At 68.8% G+C, this 18,675-nt stretch carries 13 protein-coding genes; 6 read left to right on the top strand and 7 right to left on the bottom strand.

Annotated features, from left to right (window positions below):
- Window positions 1-56: 56 nt before the first annotated feature.
- Window positions 57-2,975 carry a vitamin B12-dependent ribonucleotide reductase gene (locus tag M3M54_RS09010; protein WP_249018706.1) on the bottom strand — a complete coding sequence of 973 codons (2,919 nt, stop codon included), beginning with the start codon at window positions 2,973-2,975 and terminating at the stop codon, window positions 57-59.
- A 218-nt stretch (window positions 2,976-3,193) separates the two neighbouring features.
- Window positions 3,194-4,510 carry a hypothetical protein gene (locus tag M3M54_RS09005; protein ID WP_249018705.1) on the bottom strand — a complete coding sequence of 439 codons (1,317 nt, stop codon included), beginning with the start codon at window positions 4,508-4,510 and terminating at the stop codon, window positions 3,194-3,196.
- Window positions 4,511-4,551: 41 nt separating this feature from the next.
- Here M3M54_RS09005 and galE point away from each other — a divergent pair, with 41 nt between their 5' ends.
- A complete protein-coding gene (gene galE, locus M3M54_RS09000; protein WP_249018704.1) occupies window positions 4,552-5,553 on the top strand; it encodes a UDP-glucose 4-epimerase GalE in 1,002 nt (333 codons plus the stop codon).
- On the opposite strand, the gene tmk is transcribed toward galE, so the two are convergent.
- Window positions 5,520-6,143, bottom strand: a complete 624-nt coding sequence (gene tmk / locus M3M54_RS08995) for a dTMP kinase (RefSeq protein WP_249018703.1) — start codon at window positions 6,141-6,143, stop codon at window positions 5,520-5,522. The genes galE and tmk overlap by 34 nt on opposite strands.
- Before the next feature lie 27 nt (window positions 6,144-6,170).
- On the opposite strand from tmk, the gene M3M54_RS08990 reads away from it, so the two are divergent.
- The 4 genes from M3M54_RS08990 (at window position 6,171) to M3M54_RS08975 (ending at window position 12,443) form a co-directional block, all read left to right on the top strand.
- Window positions 6,171-7,289 carry a hypothetical protein gene (locus tag M3M54_RS08990; protein WP_249018702.1) on the top strand — a complete coding sequence of 373 codons (1,119 nt, stop codon included), beginning with the start codon at window positions 6,171-6,173 and terminating at the stop codon, window positions 7,287-7,289.
- Entirely contained in the window at window positions 7,289-7,897 is a 609-nt protein-coding gene (locus tag M3M54_RS08985) for a GNAT family N-acetyltransferase (RefSeq protein ID WP_249018701.1), read from the top strand. Before M3M54_RS08990 ends, M3M54_RS08985 begins: the two co-directional genes overlap by 1 nt.
- 325 nt (window positions 7,898-8,222) lie before the next feature.
- Window positions 8,223-10,145: a hypothetical protein gene (locus M3M54_RS08980; protein WP_249018700.1), complete on the top strand. Its 1,923-nt coding sequence runs from the start codon at window positions 8,223-8,225 to the stop codon at window positions 10,143-10,145.
- Between the two features lie 24 nt (window positions 10,146-10,169).
- Window positions 10,170-12,443 (top strand): isocitrate lyase/phosphoenolpyruvate mutase family protein, encoded by a 2,274-nt coding sequence (locus tag M3M54_RS08975; RefSeq protein ID WP_305883074.1) that lies wholly within the window; start codon window positions 10,170-10,172, stop codon window positions 12,441-12,443.
- Here M3M54_RS08975 and M3M54_RS08970 read toward each other — a convergent pair.
- Window positions 12,432-13,940, bottom strand: a complete 1,509-nt coding sequence (locus M3M54_RS08970; protein WP_249018699.1) for a helix-turn-helix transcriptional regulator — start codon at window positions 13,938-13,940, stop codon at window positions 12,432-12,434. The genes M3M54_RS08975 and M3M54_RS08970 overlap by 12 nt on opposite strands.
- Window positions 13,941-14,057: 117 nt before the next feature.
- On the opposite strand from M3M54_RS08970, the gene M3M54_RS08965 reads away from it, so the two are divergent.
- Complete coding sequence (locus M3M54_RS08965; RefSeq protein WP_249018698.1) at window positions 14,058-15,197, top strand: isocitrate lyase/phosphoenolpyruvate mutase family protein; 1,140 nt, start codon at window positions 14,058-14,060, stop codon at window positions 15,195-15,197.
- A gap of 353 nt (window positions 15,198-15,550) precedes the next feature.
- Here M3M54_RS08965 and M3M54_RS08960 read toward each other — a convergent pair whose 3' ends face one another.
- From M3M54_RS08960 to M3M54_RS08950, 3 genes are read right to left on the bottom strand one after another with little or no spacing between them, the layout of a single operon-like run.
- Complete coding sequence (locus M3M54_RS08960; RefSeq protein ID WP_249018697.1) at window positions 15,551-17,119, bottom strand: alpha-N-arabinofuranosidase; 1,569 nt, start codon at window positions 17,117-17,119, stop codon at window positions 15,551-15,553.
- The gene (locus M3M54_RS08955) at window positions 17,116-18,111 is read right to left on the bottom strand and encodes a zinc-binding dehydrogenase (protein WP_249018696.1); all 996 of its coding nucleotides are present in this window, start codon (window positions 18,109-18,111) and stop codon (window positions 17,116-17,118) included. The genes M3M54_RS08960 and M3M54_RS08955 overlap by 4 nt, the downstream gene beginning before the upstream one ends.
- Window positions 18,108-18,368, bottom strand: a complete 261-nt coding sequence (locus M3M54_RS08950; RefSeq protein ID WP_249018695.1) for a substrate-binding domain-containing protein — start codon at window positions 18,366-18,368, stop codon at window positions 18,108-18,110. The genes M3M54_RS08955 and M3M54_RS08950 overlap by 4 nt, the downstream gene beginning before the upstream one ends.
- Between the last annotated feature and the right edge of the window lie 307 nt (window positions 18,369-18,675).

Raw genomic sequence — 18,675 nt, 5'->3', positions numbered from 1 at the left:
TGGCTGGCGCTCTCAGATCTCGACCAAACCCGCTCTCGTCGCCGTGGCCACTGGCATCAACCGCAGCCGGTGTTGAAGCCGCAGCTGGAGCACGTGTAGCAGGCGCCGGTGCGCTGCATCATGCCGCCACACTGCTGGCAGGCGGGACCGAGGTCCAGGCCAAGCGGTCCGCGAGCGGCTCCTGCGGGCACCACCGGTGGGGTGTCGGTGAGCGCCGCGGTCGCGGCTTTGGCTGCCTGCGCTGAGCCGGTTGGTCCGGCCCCGCCACCGCCCGGTGCTCGCGTCGTGCCGGCCGCGTCCTCGCGGCGCTGTTCCTGGCGCTGTATCTGCACAGCGGGCACGGACGTGTCGCTTGCGTGTGAGCTGGCCGCGTTCTCGGCGGCCCTGCGGGCGCGCACCGCCGGGGTCAGGATGCCGAGCTCCTCCTGGGTTTCGGCGTCCAGGAAGCGCGAGGCCAGCCAGCGCATGATGTAGTCGGGCATCGACTTCGCGAACGGGATCTCCGGGTTGGTCGTCATCCCCTCCGGCTCGAAGCGCATGTAGCTGAACTTCCGCACCAGCGTCTCGAGCGGAACCCCGTACTGGAGTGCGATCGAGATCGACGTCGCGAAGGCGTTCATCATCCCCCGCATCGTCGAGCCCTCCTTGCCGATGTCGGTCAGGAAGATCTCGCCGACGCTGCCGTCGTCGTACTTGCCGGCGGTGATGTAGCCCTCGTGGCCGCCGACCGAGAACTTGTGGGTGATCGACTCACGCTCGCGCGGCATGCGGTTGCGCCGCGGCGGCGCGGTCGCGACCGCCTCGGCGACGCGCCGCTGGATCTCGGCCTCCACATCCACCGGGTTGGGCGCATCCTTCTGCGCGTCGGTTCGCAGCGCCTGCGCCGTCTTGGAGCCGTCACGGTAGATGGCCAGGGCCTTGACACCCAACCGCCAAGCCTGCAGGTACGCGTCGGCGATGTCATCGGCGGTCACCTCGTGGGGCATGTTGACCGTCTTTGAGATCGCACCCGAGATGAACGGCTGGACGGCACCCATCATCTTGATGTGACCCATGTGCGAGATCGCCCGCTCGCCGACCGCCACGTCAAAGACCGGCAGGTGCTCGGCCTTTAGGCCCGGCGCGCCGACGATCGTCCCGTGCTCGTTCACGTGGGCGATGATCTGCTCGATCTCCTGGTCGCCGTAGCCGAGTGTCTGCAGGGCGAGCGGTACCGTCCGGTTGACGATCGTCATCTGCCCGCCGCCGACCAGCTCCTTGAACTTCACCAGCGAGAAGTCCGGCTCGACGCCGGTGGTGTCGCAGTCCATCAGGAAGCTGATCGTGCCGGTCGGCGCGAGCACCGTGGCCTGCGCGTTGCGGTAGCCGTGCTCCTCGCCGAGCGCGACGGCCCGGTCCCAGGTCCCACGCGCGGCCTCGAGCAGAGGCGTGTCGGCGCACTCCTCGTCGGCCAGCGCGTAGGCCGCGTCGCGGTGCATGCGCATCACCGCCAGGTGCGGCTCGGCGTTCTCGGCGTAGCGGTCGTAGGGGCCCATTGCGGCGGCCACCTCGGCCGAGCGCAGGTAGCCGCGGCCGGTCATCAGGGCTGTGATCGCGGCCGCGATCCCGCGGCCCTCGTCGGAGTCGTAGGGCAGGCCGTTGGCCATCAGGTAGGCGCCGAGATTGGCGTAGCCCAGGCCGAGCTGGCGGAAGGCGCGGGCGTTGGTCGCGATCTCGTCGGTCGGGTAGCTGGACGGCGAGACGACGATCTCCTGTGCCAGAAACACCACGTCGATCGCCCGTTCGAAGGACTCGACGTCGAAGCTGCCGTCCGGGCGGCGGAACTTCATCAGGTTCAGCGACGCCAGGTTGCAGGCCGAGTTGTCGACGTGCATGTACTCCGAGCACGGGTTCGAGGCGTTGATCCGACCCGAGTTGGGGCAGGTGTGCCAGCGGTTGATCACCGTGTCGTACTGGACGCCCGGGTCGGCGCAGCGCCAGGCTGCCTGCGCGATGTCGGCCAGCAGCTCGCGCGCCCGCACCGGCTCGCCGATCGGCTGGCCGGTCGTGCGCGCGATCAGGTGCCAGTCCGCGTCGTTCTCGACCGCCTGCATGAACTCGTCGGTGACGCGCACCGAGTTGTTGGCGTTCTGGTACTGGATCGAATGGAAGCCGTCGCCGTCGATCGACATGTCAAAGCCGGCGTCGCGAAGCGCCGCAGCCTTGTCCTCCTCCTTGGCCTTGCACCAGATGAACTCACGGATGTCGGGATGGTCGACGTCCAGCACGACCATCTTGGCGGCACGGCGGGTGCCGCCACCGGACTTGATCGACCCCGCCCAGGCATCGGCGCCGCGCATGAATGACACCGGCCCGGAGGCGGTCCCGCCACGCGACAGTGGCTCCATCGAGCCACGGATCCGCGACAGGTTCACACCCGAGCCGGAGCCGCCACGGAAGATCATGCCCTCCTTGGTGTTCCACTCGAGGATCGACTCCATCGTGTCATCGACCGACAGGATGAAACAGGCTGAGGCCTGCATCTTCGGGCTGCCCTCGGGGTGCCAGCCGACGTTGAACCACACCGGCGAGTTGAACGCCGCCATCTGGTGAAGCAGGATGTAGGTCAGCTCATCTTTGAAGGCGCGGGTGTCTTCGTCGCTTGCGAAGTAGCCGCGGTCAGCGCCCCAACTGGCGATCGTGCCGGCCACGCGCGTGAGCATCTGCTTGACCGAGCGCTCCCGCTCCGGCGAGCCCGGACGCCCGCGAAAGTACTTCTGCGCGACGATGTTGGTCGCGTTCTGCGACCACGACTTCGGGAACTCGACGCCGGTCTGCTCGAACGAGACCTTGCCGCCGTGGCCGATGCGGGCGTCCCGGAGCTCCCATTCGACGGTCGCGAAGGGGTCAACGTCGGGGGTGGTGAAGTACCGCTCGATCGGCAGCCCCGGTTGTGTGCTGGCCTGGGTGGTTGGGGCCTGCGGTGTCTTCGCCATTGGCTTACGTCTCCTTCGCGTCGCTGCTGCTGTGAAATTGCCTCCTCCCGCCCGGCGGCTGGGGGGTCGTGAAGCATCCCGCCTGGGTCGGACGGAAACACCCTGCGACCCGGTCCCAACGCCGAAAACGCCGCAGTTTGGGAAAAGGGCAGCACCACAGACTGTAGTGAGCCCCGCTGCACCTGCGGCACTGCGCCCAGAGGCGGTGCGCCGACGCTTCAGTCGCGGGCTCGAGCAGCCTCGAGCGCCAGCGCCTCGCGGGTGAGCGCGCTCTCGGCGGTGGTCGCCACGAGCGCCTCCTCCGCTGCCCGGGCGCGGGCGAGCGCCTCCTGCGCCTCAACCTGGTAACGCTGCGTCTGTTCCCTGTGTTCCTGCACCTGAGCGCGCAGCAGCTCGACCTCCGCGGCCAGTACGGCCGAGGCGTCGCCGGCCAGGACCTCGCCTGGCACGCTCCCGTTGGCAACGACGGCTGGCGCGGCCCTGCCGGCCGCGAGCGCTTCACGCAGCAGCTCAATCTCCGCCGCACGGGTCGCGAGCGCCGCGTCGAGCTCCGCCAGCGTCGACTCGAGCTCGGCGTTGCGCCGGCGCGTCGCCTGGGTCTCCTCGGCCTGTGCCTGTGGGCCGTCGGTCCGCGCTCGCGCGCTCTCGAGCTCCTTGGCGTGCTCGGCCTCACGCTCGTCCAGGGTCTGTTGCATCACGGTTATCTGGGCCTGCGCATGGGCCAGCCGCTCGTCCAGTTCGGTCGCCTCGCGACGGCTGGCGTGTGCCCGCGCCTGCGCCGTCTCCGCCGCCGCGCGCACACGCTCGAGCTCGGCTGACCGGTCTGAGAGCTCCGCCTCGAGCGTCACCTGCGTTCGCGTCGCCGCATCTGCGGCCGCTCGGAGCTGCGCCTCAAGCGCCCCGGCGCTCGCGGCTGACGCCTTCGCTCTGGCCTCCGCCTGGTCGCGATCCTCGATTGCGGCGTCCCGGTCAGCCAGCGCGGCGTCGCGGTCCGCGCGGGCCTGGTCGCGCTCGTTGCGCAGCGCCGCGAGCTCTGACTCGGCCGCCGTGCGTCGCTCGCGCTCGCCCTCCAGGCGGCGCTCCAGCTCGCCGATCGCAAGCCGCCTTGACTCTGCCAGGCGCTCTGCCTCGACCAGCCGGGGGGACTCTGCTCTCGGGGGCGCTTCGAGGCCCGTGCTCACGGCCGGCGGCAGGCTGCCACCGAGCGCCGGCTGCCTGGACGCCGGAGCTGGGAGTCGCACCGACCTGCCATCGGGCAGCTCAAGCGAGTAGCTTGCGTCCGCGCCGATGCGCGCGCGCGGAACCGAGAACGCCGCCCGCAGCAGCCCCGGTGGTCCCGGCAGGGCTGGCAGCTGCTCGTGCCGGTGAACCTCGCCGCCGGCTTCGATCAGAAGCGTCAGGTCGCCGCTTTGCGGCGACTGTCCCGGCCGGCCCGAGATGCGCAGCAGACTGGTGCCGGGCGAGGCCTCCACATCCTCGAACTCGATCAGCTCGAACTGGTCCTGCGGATCCTGTGGCTGTTGTCCCTCGCTCACGGCACCGGCAATTGTATGGATATGCAAAGCTCCGGCACGAAATGAAGCTGCTAGTCACCGGCGGCGCCGGTTACATAGGCTCGATCGTGGCCCGTCTGCTGATCGAGACAGGCCACGAGGTGGTGGTCTTTGACAACCTCGAGCGCGGTCACCGCGAGGCCGTTCCGCGCCAGGCCCAGCTGATCCTCGGCGACCTGCGCAACCCCGAGGATCCACGCCGCGCTCTCGACGGCGGTGGCTTTGGCGGTGTGTTGCACTTCGCCGCCCTGGCGCTCGTCGGCGAATCGGTCGAGCACCCTGGCCGCTACTACCGCACCAACGTCGCAGGCACCCTGAACCTGCTCGAGGCGATGGTCGCTGGGGGTGTGCCGAGGCTCGTGTTCAGCTCCACCTGCGCTGTCTACGGCCAGCCCGACGAGGTGCCGATCGCCGAGACCGCGCCACCGCGTCCGCAGAACGCCTACGGTGCCTCCAAGCTGGCCGCCGATCACCTGATCGGCGACTTCTGTGCCGCCCACCAGCTCGCCGCCGTCAGCCTGCGCTACTTCAACGTCGCCGGTGCCCACGGCGAGGCCGGCGAGGACCACGAGCCCGAGACCCACCTGATCCCCAACATCCTGAAGGTTGCTCTGGGCGCGAGCGCCAGCGTCCAGATCTTCGGCACTGACTACCCGACAGATGACGGGACCGCCGTGCGTGACTACATCCACATCGACGACCTGGCGGCTGCGCACCTGCTCGCGCTTGAGCACGCACGCGCTGGCGAGCACCTGATCCTCAACCTCGGCAACGGCAACGGCTTCTCGGTGCGGGAGGTGATCGAGGTGGCCCGCCGCGTGACCGGCGAGCCGATTCCGGCGCGCGAGGCGCCGCGTCGCCCCGGCGACCCGCCCAGGTTGGTCGCCGCCTCCGACAGGATCCGCGCGGCACTCGGCTGGGTGGCACAGAAGCCGGAGCTTGAGACGATGATCGCCGACGCCTGGGCCTTCGCGCAGGCCCACCCGCACGGCTACAGCAGATCTGACAGCGCCGCGAGCGCCTGAGCCAGCACCTGCTCGCGCCCGCGCCCGGCGTCGAGCACGCGAAACCGTCCCGGCTCTGCGGCGGCGAGCTGCAGGTAGGCCTCGGCGACCTGCGCAAAGAAGCCGGCGCCCGCCTGTTCGAGTCGGTCGGGCGCCTGTCCCCGGGCATCCGCGCGCGCTTGCGCGGATGCCGGGTCGAGCGCGAGCAGCAGGGTGCGGTCCGCCGTGAGGCCGCCGGTGGCAAACAGGTTGAGCGCGCGCACCGCCTCGACGCCGAGGCCGCGGCCGGCGCCCTGGTAGGCCAGCGAGGAGTCCACAAAACGGTCGAGCAGCACCCACCGGCCGGTGGCCAGCGTCGGCTCGAGCGCCTCCTGGACCAGCTGCGCGCGCGCGGCCGCATACAGCAGCGCCTCGGTGCGGGCGCCGACGTTCAGCGCCGGATCCTTGACCAGCGCTCTGATCGCCTCCGCGGTTTGCACGCCGCCCGGCTCGCGCAGCAGCCGGACGGGGCGCCCGCGCGCCGCAAGCGCCGCTGCCAAGGCGTCGGCGAGCGTGCTCTTGCCAGTGCCGTCCAGGCCCTCGATCGTGATCAGCCTGCCGCGCTCGCTCATGTGTAGGAGGTAGCTTACGATCCGAGCATGGCGCAGCTGCTCGAACGACAGCCTGGTGTCGCGGCGATTCTCGGTCCGGCGCTCGAGCCCGGCGGGTCGCCGTCGCACGCCTACCTCTTTCACGGCCCGGGCGGCGCCGGCAAGCGAGCGGTCGCGCGCGAGTTTGCCGCGCGGCTGCTGGCGCACGGCGCGGTCGATCCGGCCAGCGCGCAAGCGCGCGCGCTGGCCGGGGTACACCCGGATCTCACGTGGGTGACGCCGAGCGGCGCGCACGAGATTCTGGTCTCAGATGTCGACGCGGCGGTCGTGGCTGCGGCGACGAGGACGCCGTTTGAGTCGGCACGGCGCGTGTTCGTGATCGAGTCGGCAGAGCAGCTCGGGGCTGAGGCGGCCAACCGGCTGCTGAAGACGCTCGAGGAGCCGGCGGCGTTCGTGCACATCATCCTGATCACCGAGCGGCTCGCCGATGTGCTCGACACCGTCCGCTCGCGCTGCCAGCCGGTGCGCTTCGATGCGCCGAGCGTCCCCGAGCTCGCCGCCGCGCTGCGGGCGCAGGGGACGGAGCGCCCGACGGCAGAGGCCGCCGCAAGGCTGTGTCTGGGCGACGGGAACCGCGCGCGTGAGCTCGTCGGTGAGCAGGGCCTAGCGCTGCGTGAGCGTGCGCAGGCGCTGGCCCGCTCAGCGCTCGTCGGGGTGCCTGCGGGTTTGCTGTGCGAGGCGCTGCTTGAGAGTGTGCGCGCCCGCGGCGAGCGCGCGCGGGTGGGACTCGAGGTCCGCGCCGGGCAGGAGCTCGAGCTGCTGCCGAGTCGTGAGCGAAAGCGCGTACGGACCGAGTGGGACGAGCGCGTGCGGCGCGTGCGCCGGCGCGTTGAGACCGCGGCGCTCGAGCTCGCTCTGGACGTGGTTGAGAGCTGGTTTCTGGACCTGATGGCGCTGTCCTGCGGTGCCGGTGAGCTCGTGCGAAACTGCGACCGGAGCACGGAGCTCGAGGCCGACAGCCGCGCCCGCCGTGGGGCGGATCTGCAGGCGCTGGCGCGCGCCGTGGATCTCGTTGAGGACACCCGCCAACGGCTGCGGCGCAACGTCAGTGAGGATCTTGCGCTGGAGGCCCTGTCAACCCGGCTTGCGCGGACGCTCGCAGGCTGATGGTCAGGTTGTGGCGTCGCGCCGGGAGCGAGCCTCCGCGTGAGCAGGATGACAACCCCTCGGCGGGGCGCGTGTACCTGCGCGTGCCGCGTGCCGCTGACGAGCAGGAGTTCGTCTCGCTGATGCGCTCAAGCCGCAGCTTCCACCGCCAGTGGGCGAGCGCACCGACGGACTCGGCACGGTTCCTCGCCTACCTGCAGGACTGCAACCGGCCCGACTTCGAGGCGCGGCTTGTGTGCCGTCGCAGCGATGACCGGATTCTCGGCTTCTTCAACATCTCCCAGATCACGCGCGGCTCGCTGCAGAGCGCCTACCTGGGCTATGCGGTTGGCGAGCATTACGCCGGCCAGGGTTACATGAGCGAGGCGATCGAACTGCTCTTGCATGTCGCGTTCGTCGAGCTCGAGCTGCACCGGCTGGAGGCCAACATCCAGCCCGCCAACGAGGCCTCACGGGCGCTGGCGATGCGGGCCGGCTTCAAGCGGGAGGGTTTCTCGCCGCGTTACCTGAAGATCAACGGCCGTTGGCGTGACCACGAGCGCTGGGCTCTGTTAGCAGATGATTGGCGTCGCGCCCACGGCCTTCCCGAGGGCGAAGACTTGCGCTAGCTTTGCGCGGTCTTCGCGCTTTGAGGGGAGAGGGAGGACTCGGTGAGAGCGCGATCGGCCTGGCGGCTGGTCGCGCTCTCTGTCTCAGTGCGCTCGTCGGTCGGCCTGGGACACATGCGGTGCAGTCGCCGGCGGCACCGCTGAAGCTCCGCATTCGGTCCGAAGATCGCCACTTTTGTCCATAGGAGAGAAACTTTCTCAAAGTTTCCTGGACAAATGGTCAAAGACCTGCGCAACATGGCAGTTATGTTCGTAAGCCGGAAACCCTTTGCCTGGCCTGGGACCGGGTGCGTCGCGGCGGCGGGCTCGTCGGGAGCGCGTGGCCGTGGCTGACCTGCGCGCGCGAGGGGCGACGGTCAAGGGTCGGGCGATCGCGGTTTCGCGGCAGGCGCGTGAGCGCTACCGGGACCTCTACACGCCCGAGGTGCTGGAGGCGCTTGAGGCGCTGAGCGGTTTTGACGCGCGTCGTGGCGAGCTGATGGCTGCGCGGATGGCGCGTCGGGCCGGGCGTGCGCGTGAGCGGCGGGCGATCGGGTTTCTGCCTGGGGACGGGTTGATCGAGGGGACCGGGATCACGGTGGCGCAGGCACGGGCCGGGGATTTTGTGGGTGCGCGGATCCCGGATGATCTGCGTCGGCAGTGGATCCAGGGCACGGGTCCTGCGACCAGGCCACGGGCGGGGATCGCGGAGGGTTTGCGCAACGTGGCCTACGCGCTTTTGTCGGGTGCTGATGGTTGGATGTTCGATGGCGAGGACGCGCTTGGCCAGGTGCAGACGATGGCGCTTGACGCGCAGCGCAACCTGAAGCTGATGACGGGCGGCGATCGACTGTTTCTGTCGGTGGCCGAGCAGGTCGCGGGGGAGATGAACGCTTGGGCGAAGGGCTTTCTGGGCCGGGAGATCATCGACGATTGGCAAAAGCAGCTGTCGTTCACCACCCGGATCTTTCGGGTGCGTGGGCTGCATCTGGATGACCGTCACCTCGCGCACGCGGACGGGCGTGGGTTCTCAGCGTCGATCGCCGACCTGGTTTTGTATGTGGTCGGCAACCAGGCGGCGCTGCGGGCGCAGGGGCGTTCGCTGGTGTTGTATCTGCCGAAGATCCAGACCGCCGCGGAGGCCGCCTACTGGGGGCTTTTGCTGGACTCACTCGAGGAGCATCTGGGTTTGGCGGCCGGGTCGATCCTGTGTTATGTGCTTGTCGAGCAGGTCGAGGCGTGCTTTCAGCTGATGGAGATCCGCGCCGCGCTGGGGTGTCACTTCGTCGGCTTCAACACCGGGCGCTGGGACTACATCAACTCGCTCTCTGACGCCTACGCGTGGGATGAGGGGTTTGTGAACCCGAACATCGACCAGGTCACCATGACCTACGGCTACATGCGCGCCTACGAGGACCGGGTGCGCCGGGCGGTGAACACGCCCGACCGCAACGGCAACTTTGCGCTGTGGCAGGGTGGTATGGAGCCGAACATCCCGGTCGGCAGCGCGGCCGGGGTGAGGGCGGCGATGGAGAAGGCGCTTGCGGGTGCCAGGCGCGAGGAGCGTGAGGGCGCCTCAGGCAAGTGGGTTGCGCACTGGAAGATGGTTCACATCGTGCGGCCGGTGTGGGCGCAGGCGGGGCGCGATAACCAGTTGGGGCGGCAGTTTGCGCCGCTCACCTACAGCGCTGAGGATGCGCAGGCGCTGAGGCTTTTGGAGGACGGGCCGCGCACGGTGCGTGGCGCAAGGGACCTGATCAGCGTCGCTCTGCAGTACGGCAACGCGTTTGGTCGCGGCTATCAGGCGGCGGCGCTCAAGCCCGCCGACTTCTTCGGTGACGATGACGTGCTTTATCTGATGGAGGACGCCGCGACCGGCGAGATCCGTCTGTCGGTGCTGTGGGAGTGGCTGCACAAGTCGGCTGCGATGAGCGCCGATGACCCGTCAAGCGGTGTGCGTGCCGGCGAGGTGTTCACGCGTGAGCTGTTTGTGGCGCTGCTTGAGGAGGAGTACCAGAAGCTGCTTTTGGCCAGTGGCCAGGATGTGCACGAGGACTCAAAGCAGACGACGCTGCCGATCGCCCGTGCAATCGTCGCTGCCTACGTGCTCGAGCCGGTCAAGGCGCCCTGGTACATCGACCTGCTCAACCTCGCCCTGGACGTACCGGACCTCGCGACCGCCCAGACGCGGATCCGTGACTACCTGGACAGCTTCGCCCGTGATGGCACGCGCATCACCCATAACCCCGACCTTGACACCAACCTTTGAGAGAACCGCGAGATAGGCACACAGATGACCACCTTTGACCAGAACCTCGCCGCAGCCAAGCAGTTCATGGACTCCGCGCGTTTCACCAACACCACCCGGCTTTACTCGCCACGGCAGGTGGCCGAGCAGCGCGGCACGATCGCCTCAGACCACACGGTTGCGCGCGAGAACGCGCAAGCCTTCTATGAGCGTCTGCGCGAGCTCTTTGCCCAGCGTCTGGCGATCACCACCTTCGGCCCTTACTCGCCGAGCCAGGCGGTGACGATCAAGCGGATGGGGATCGAGGGGATCTACCTCGGTGGCTGGGCGACATCAGCCAAGGGCTCAACCAGCGAGGATCCGGGCGCGGACCTTGCAAGCTACCCGCTCTCGCAGGTGCCAGAGGAGGCGGCGGCGATCGTGCGTGCGCTGCTCACCGCGGACCGCAACCAGACCTACATGCGCTCGCGCATGACCGCCGCCCAGCTCGCGGCAGCCCCCGCGCCGATCGACTACCGGCCGTTCATCATCGCCGACGCCGACACCGGTCACGGCGGCGACGCGCATGTGCGCAACCTGATCAGGCGCTTTGTGGAGGCCGGCGTGACCGGCTATCACATTGAGGATCAGCGTCCCGGAACCAAGAAGTGCGGCCACCAGGGCGGCAAGGTGCTGGTCGGTGTGGACGAGCAGATCAAGCGCCTGAGCGCCGCCCGCTTCCAGCTCGACGTCATGGGTGTGCCCGGGATCATCGTCGCGCGCACCGATGCGGAGGCCGCAAACCTGCTGGACTCAAGCGCCGACGAGCGCGACCACCCGTTCATCCTCGGCGCCACCGCCCGCGGGGTGCCCTCCTACAAGCTCGCGACGCTCGCGCTGATGCGTGTCTTCTACGACTCCGGACACGAGACCTTTGACGGCTTCAGGCTCTATGAGATCAGCGAGCAGGAGTACGCCGCGGCGCAGGCGTGGCTCAGCTCCACCGGCCTGCGCCGCGCCGCCGAGGAGGCTGCGGCTGCCGTCAGCGGTGAGCCGGAGCCGCGTGTGGAAGAGGCTTACGACCGCATCCTCGACGCGATGGTCGAGCGCTGGGAGGCGGACGCGGGCCTGATGACGATCGGTGAGGCTGCGCTGGCGACTCTGCAGATGCTGGAGGAGGACGGCGCCGATCTGCCAATCAGCCCTGGAAACTGGAGAACTTTTGCAAAGTCCGCATCGTTCTGGGCCGTGCGTCAGAAGGCCCGTGAACTCGGCATCGGCTTCTACTGGGACGCGGAGCTGGCGCGCACCCCGGAGGGCTTCTACCAGGTCCGTGGCGGGCTCGAGCTTGCGATCAGGCGGTCGCTGGCGGTGGCGCCCTACGCCGATCTGGTCTGGATGGAGACCGCCAGCGCCGACATCGGCGAGGCGCGCGAGTTCGCGCAGGCGATCCACGCGCAGTTTCCGCAGCAGATGCTCGCCTACAACCTCTCACCGTCGTTCAACTGGGACTCGACCGGCATGTCGGAGGAGGAGATGCGCGAGTTCCCGAGGCTGCTTGGCGAGTGCGGGTTCGTGTTCAACTTCATCACCTACGGCGGGCACCAGATCGACGGTGTCGCCGCGGAGGAGTTCGCAACCGCGCTGCAGCACGACGGCATGCTCGCGCTCGCCCAGGTCCAGCGACGCCTGCGCCTGTTGGAGTCCCCGTACCGCACCCCGCAAACCCATGTCGGCGGGCCACGGCTTGACGCCGCGCTGGCAGCCTGCACGGCGCGCACGGCGACCACCAAGGCGATGGGCAAGGGCTCAACCCAGGTGCAGCACCTCAAGGCCACCGAGCTGCCGAAGCAGGTGCTCGAGGACTGGCTCGCGGCCTGGGCGCAGGCCAACGACCTTGGCACGGCGCCGCAGGTGCGCCTGCGTCCCAGCCGCGAAGGGACCGACGTGCTCGAGCTCGAGGTGCTCGACGGCGAGCACATCAAGCTCGCAAACGTGGTCTTCGCCCCGATCCGCGACCGCCGAGGTGAGACCATCCTCTCGGTCCGGGACCAGAACACATTCGACCAGACGCTGCGCCGCAAGCGCCTGCAGACCCTCACCCACCTCTACCTGCTGCGCCGCTACAACGCAAGCTCCGTGCACTACGTCGCACCCACCGACGACAACGCCGCCCAGTGCGAACGGATGAAGGCGCTCGGCATCTACACGACCGTCTCCCACGAGGTCGGGGCGATCATCGTCGCCGGCGTCGATGTGGCCACGGTCGCAGCCTTCGACGACCCCGAGGCTGTGAGCAGGCTGATCGGCGCTCGCGCGGCCCTGGCCTCAGCCAGCTGACGCGCGGCCCAGGCCGGTCTGCCGGTCGAGGAAGGCGTAGACGTCGATCAGGTCGACGCCCGGGCAGGGGCTGAAGACCACCGTGTCGGTCGGCAGGCCGGAGACGAAGCCGCTGTGATCGCGCGCCGAGGGCCAAGCCTTGCCTTCCCAACGCTGGACCGCGTCATCGGGCGGGCGCCGGCAGCAGGCCGGGTCCGGACAGGTGGAGGTGGCCCTGCGGGTCGTGTCTGAGCCACGGAACCAGTGCGACATCGCATCGACGGTCCCGACCGTGATCGCGTCGCCGCGGTCACGCCCGAGCTCGATGTGCGTCACGCACCAGAAGTTGCCGGCCACGGTCTCTGTCCGCTGATAGTGAAGCTCGTAGGAGTCCTCTGACTCAAACGCCTGTCGTGAGCTCCACCAGCGGCACAGACGCTGGCCCTCGATCGTGCCGTCCACATCTGCCGGCAGCAGAACGCCGTCGTTCTCATACGCCTTCCAGAGGCGACCCTCGTGGTCGGAGCGCTGGAAGTGGATGGGGATGCCGAAGTGCCGGGTGATCAGGTTCGTCAGCCGGTGTGCCGCCATCTCGTAGGAGATGTAGAACATCTCGCCCAGATCGGCGACGGAGATGTCGTGGTTGCGCTTGGCCTCGGCGATCAGGGCGACCACGGAGGCTTCGGGGGCGAGCAGCGCGCCGGCGAAGTAGTTGGCCTCGACGCGCTGGCGCACGTAGGTCGCAAAGTCCGTCGGCTCACGGTGGCCGAGGGCGAAGTGCCCGAGCGTCTGAGCGATTACCGACCGTGAGGTGCGCGTGCCGCCGGTCGCGTTGCGTTGCGGCACGTAGAGGACACGGTTGGCAATGTCGGTGATCGACCTGGTTGAGGCGGGCAGTCCCTGGACACGCGCGACCCTGAAGCCGAAATGGGCGGCAGCGTCGGTGAGGTGGCGCTCGGAGACGGCCGCGGGACCGGTGTAACCGACCGCCTCGAGCGCACCCTGGGCGATCGCCTCGATCTCCTCGAAGTAGTTGTCGCGGCGGCGCATCTCGTCGCGCATGGCGGCGTTGGCCGCGCGGGCGCCCAGAACGCCGGGCGGCGTGTCGTGCCCGGAGCTGGCGCGCGCGGTCCCGTCGGTGAGATCGCGCAGGCGGCCGAACAGCGTGACGACGTGCTCGAGCGCGGCGCCGTCCAGGCGCGCCGATGGTTTCAGATACGGCAGGCGCAGCGACTGGTAGAGGGGGTCGTCCTGGATACGTGCGAAGGCGACCTCCAGCTCGGCCCGTCGACTCGGCGCCGCCGCGGACAGCAGCTCGGCCGGCTTGCACGCGAGCGCGCCGGCCAGCTGGTTGACGGTCGATAGGCGCGGCTCGCGGCGACCGTTCTCGAGCTGCGAGAGGTAGGAAGCTGAGCTCCCCACGAGCTTGCCAAGGGCCTCCAGCGTGAGCCCGGCCCGCTTGCGCTGATGGCGCAGGCGCTGGCCGAATACGACCGGGTCGAGAGAGTCGGAAACCATGTGAAAATCTGTGCAGTTATAGCACTTAGTCGTAAGTATCAAAAAGATTTGCTCGACAACAGTCACGGAATGGCCAACTATGGCGATATGTCTGTTGAGGCCGAGGAGGAGTCACCCATGAGCAGCCTGTCCACCATCGCCGCCGCCGCGATCGACCGCGACTGGGCCACGAGCCAGCGTTGGCTCGGGGTCGAGCGCCACCACGAGGCCGACGACGTGATCCGCCTGCGTGGCACCATCCGCGTCGAGTACAGCCTCGCCCGACGTGGCGCGGAGCGGCTCTGGTACCTGTTGCACGGGGAAGAGTCGGTGGGCGCGCGCCACGCCGCGTCGGCGGAGCAGGCTGTGGCGGCCGTCAGGGCCGACGCGGACGTCGTCTATCTCCCCGCTGCCGGTGTCGGCCAGCCGACAGAGGCGCTCGTCGCGGGCGTCAACAGCGCTCTGCGCCGCGCTGATCAGATCGAGTGGGCGGCAGCGGTGGCCTCCGGCCAGCACGAGATGCAGCGCGAGTGGCTGGCGCCTGTGATCGCCGTCGCACAGGCTGGATTCGGTGGTGCCGCGCACGCCTATGAGCTCATGCACGCGCTGATCGGGGCCGGTGCCGCCGGCGTGCTCATGGACGATCAGCTCCCCGAGGCACGGAGGCTGGGTCATGGGGGTGGCAGCGTGCTCGTTCCAACCGCACAGCACGTCCGCATGCTCGACATCGCCCGTCTCGCCGCCGACGTCGCCGGCGTGCCGACGCTGATCGGTGCCCGCACGGCCGCGCTGAGCGCGGGACTGCTGACCAGCGACGTCGACGCGCGCGACCACGAGTTCCTCGCCGGCGAGCGCTCTGCGGAGGGCTATCACCACGTCCGTTCTGGGGTCGAGCACGCCGTCGCGCGTGCCCTCGCGTACGCCCCGCACGCCGACCTGGTCTGGCTCGAGACGCCGCTTCCCGATCCGCATACGGCTCGCATCTTCGCCGGGCGCGTCCACGACCAGTACCCGGAGAAGCTGCTCGCCTACAGCTGCTCCTCGTGGTCGGACCGGTACGGTCGGCGCGACACCGCCGCGCTCGCGGCGCTCGACCGCGAGCTGGCGGCGTCGGGCTACGCCCTGCGCTGCTTGGGCGCGGCGGCCGGGCTGAGCGCGAGCGCGAGTGCGCTCGCGCTGCCAGGGACGGGCGCAGGCGAGTACGAGCTAGAGCAGCTTGAGGCCTACTTCAACGACGTTGTGAGCACGCTTCCGGGCGGGGCGGTCGCGGCTGTGTGAACGCCCGAGGGGGCCTGTGGTCTCGGCGTGCGACGGTGCTCTGTGGCCTACGGACTTCACGCAGTCCCCATGCGACGAGGTAGTCGGCTGTACATCCGGCGAGACCGGCTCATGCCGCAGCTGTCCCGTCGGCGTCGGGTGTGGCATCGTCACCGGAAGCCCGGTTTGTGCTCCGTTGCTTGCACGCCAGACCCCCAGCTCAGACGACCGCGATCCTGTAAGGAAGTCGCGGTCCAGACATCACTTGCTACTGACCTCGACATCGATTGGATTATCTGAGGCTGCCTCAGAGCGGACGCACCGCTGGTCGGGGGGTGACGCTGCGGCTCGCGGTTCTGCCGTCGCGCGTCTGGCTATGCGGGCCTGCCACCGGCGAACGTCTTGGCGGCGGTGCTGTGCTGGCCACGGCGGGCGCCCAAGCTGCATAGGCGGATAAGGTTCCAAGAGAGCGGCGGCAGGGGCGCAGTCAGCCGACCGCCGTTGACGCTCGCGCTCGTCAGCTGCTGCGGTCTCACCGTGTTTGGCTGTGCACATGTGTTCTGCGCGTACGGATTGTCACCGGTAAGCGTCACGTGCTCGACGACACCGAGAGCGTCGAAACCGTGCAGAGCAAGGTCGAGCTCGAGAGGCGTCCTCCGGTCACGGTTTGCGCACAGGATGACCAGTTCGCCCTCGGCTTCGCGCCACACGGCGGTCGCCTCTAGCGCCGGCACACTGCCGAAACGCTGAGTTTCAATCCGCGGTCCGTCGGCGTGGAGACGGAGCACGACGCCGGAGCGCGCGTGCCTCGCGGCGAGCGCGAAGGGAAAGAACGTCGTTTGCCTCCAGGCTGGCCCACCGGGCTGAGTCATGATCGGTGCGATGGTGTTGACCAGCTGCGCGAGGCACGCGACCCGCACGCGGTCGGCGTGGCGCAGGAGCGTGATCAGCAGCGTCCCCACCACGACTGCATCTGCCAACGAGTGGGTGTCTTCGATCAGGCGTGGGTGCTCCTGCCACGACCCCATCACCGTGGCGTCGAGCCGCGACTGGTACCAGACGTTCCACTCGTCAAAGGAAACGTCGATCCTACGGGGACTTCGGAGCTTCGCGGCTACGTGGTCGCATGTCGCCACGAGGCCGTCGATATACGCGTCCATGTCGCAGGCGCTCGCGAGGAAGCTGTCGAGGTCGTCATCCTCGGGCTCGTAGTAGGCGTGGGCCGAAATGAAATCTACGTACGGATAGCACTGCTCGAGCACCGTCGCCTCCCACTCCCCGAACGTCGGCATCGCGCGGCTTGAGCTGCCGCAGGCAACCAGCTCCACGGACGGGTCAAGGATTTTCATCGCCTTCGCCGTCTCGCGCGCAAGCTTGCTGTAATCCTCTGCGGTTTTCTGGCCGATCTGCCAAGGCCCGTCGACCTCGTTACCGAGGCACCAGACGCTAACCGCGTGCGGCTCAGGATGCCCATTCGCCGCCCGCCGAGCCGAGAGTGCGGTGCCGCCGGGAACGTTGCAGTACTCGAGCAGGTCAAGCGCCGCCTCGGTCCCGCGGGTTCCGAGGTTGACGGCCAACATCGGCTCCGCTCCGACGAGGCGCACCCAGTCGACGAACTCGTCTGTGCCGACGCGGTTGTGTTCGACTGAGCGCCAGGCCAGGTCGAGCCGTACGGGTCGCTCGTCTACCGGTCCGACCCCGTCCTCCCACCGGTAGCCGGATACGAAGTTCCCGCCGGGATAGCGGACAATCGTCACGCCGAGCTCGCGCGCCAACTCGAGGACATCGAGACGAAACCCCCGCTCGTCGCTCTCGGGGTGCGCTGGCTCGTGGATGCCGGTGTAGACGCAGCGCCCGAGGTGCTCGACAAGCGTCCCATAGAGCCTCGCGTCGACTTCTCCGACCGTCAGACTGCTGTCGATAGCCCCGTGCGCGGACGTCATTGCGACTCACCTCCGTCGAGCTGGACGATTATCTTGATGCCGCGGTACGCGGCGAGCGAGGTGAACGCATCGGCGGCGTCCTCAAGCGCGTACCGCTCGCTGACGAGGTGGCCGAGCCGCAACGAGCCGGTGCCGGCTAGTCGCGCTGCGCGCGCGAGCGCGTCAGCGCGCATGCGCCGGCTCAGGGCGATCGTCACGCCCTTCCGGCGCGCGAGCGACGCGCGAAAGCCTGTGCGGTCGTCGCTGGGGATGCCGATGAGGACGATGCGGCCGCCCGGGCGGACGCCGACAAGAGCGGTGTTCAGCGCGTCGTCAGAGCCTGCCACCTCAAACACGACGTCGAGCTCGGACTCTGGTACCTCCGCCAGCGGGACGACGTGCGGGTGGAGTGCGAGGGCAGCGTCGAGCCGGTGCGGTAGTGGATCGGCCACCGCGACACGCGCGGCACCCGCGCGAACCAGTAGCTCGACAAGCAGCAGCCCAATCGGCCCGCAGCCGACGACGCCGGTGAATGACTCCCACGAGACGTGGCCGAGATCGAGCGCGTGCAGCGCGACGCCGAGCGGCTCGAGTAGCACGGCGTCGTCGTCGGACAGGGTCGACGGCACTGGCTCGCACAGCGCCGCCGGCCATGTCATAAAGGTCCGCAGTCCGCCGTCGGTGCCCTCGTAACCAGCGAAGGCTCCGAAGGGGCATAGATGCAGGTCGCCGCGCGCGCAGACCACACAGTTGCCGCACGGCACCGCTGGCTCCACGGCAACGCGTTGCCCGGCATTCGGCCCGCTCTCGATCGTGGCGAGGATTTCGTGTCCGAGGACGATGGGTCGGGTGAACTCGACGCCACCCGTCGTCCCCTCAACGAACCAGTGCCGGTCCGAGCCGCATAGGCCAACCGCGCGAACGCGGAGGAGGACCTCACCCTTGCGGCACTTGGGCACCGGCTCTTCGTGCAGGCGCAGGTCGCCGGGTGCGTGCAGCCGCAGCGCCTTCACGGTCGCGGTGCGGCGGTCGAGTTGCGGATTACGACTGTCGGCTCGAACGGCTGCATGGCGGGCTGCCCATTTCGCTCCCTGCTCACGGCAGATTCCATCGCTGCTTCCCCGATCTGGTTTAGGGGCATGTGCACGGTCGTCAGCGCAGGCAGGGCGGCCGCCGTCAACGGGATGTCGTCGAAGCCGACGATCGACAGCTCCTCGGGCACACGCAGGCCTCGCGCCGCGGCCGCTCCGAGCGGACCGATCGCTGACACGTCTGTGGTGGCGACGATGGGCGGGGATCAACGTCTAGGAGTGCGTCGAGTGCGGTTCCCGCCGCTCGGAACTGATCATCGACCTGCTGTACATACGCGAACGGGTGCGACCACCCGTGCTCTGCCGTGCTCGTCGCGTATGCGTCGATACGGTCGCGGATATCGCCGAGCAACATCCCCGCGACGAGCGCGACCACAGGGGTTCGTGTGCTCCTCAGATCGTCGATGAGCATGCGCTCATCCCGGAAGCCACCGCTCAAGGTGCGCGACACCGTGCGATGTGACATGCCTGCGACACTGGTGATGT

The organism is Conexibacter sp. S30A1, from assembly GCF_023330665.1.
Taxonomy (GTDB): domain Bacteria; phylum Actinomycetota; class Thermoleophilia; order Solirubrobacterales; family Solirubrobacteraceae; genus Palsa-465.
Note: the sequence above shows the minus strand (reverse complement) of the source record. Positions and strands in the feature narration are given on the sequence as shown.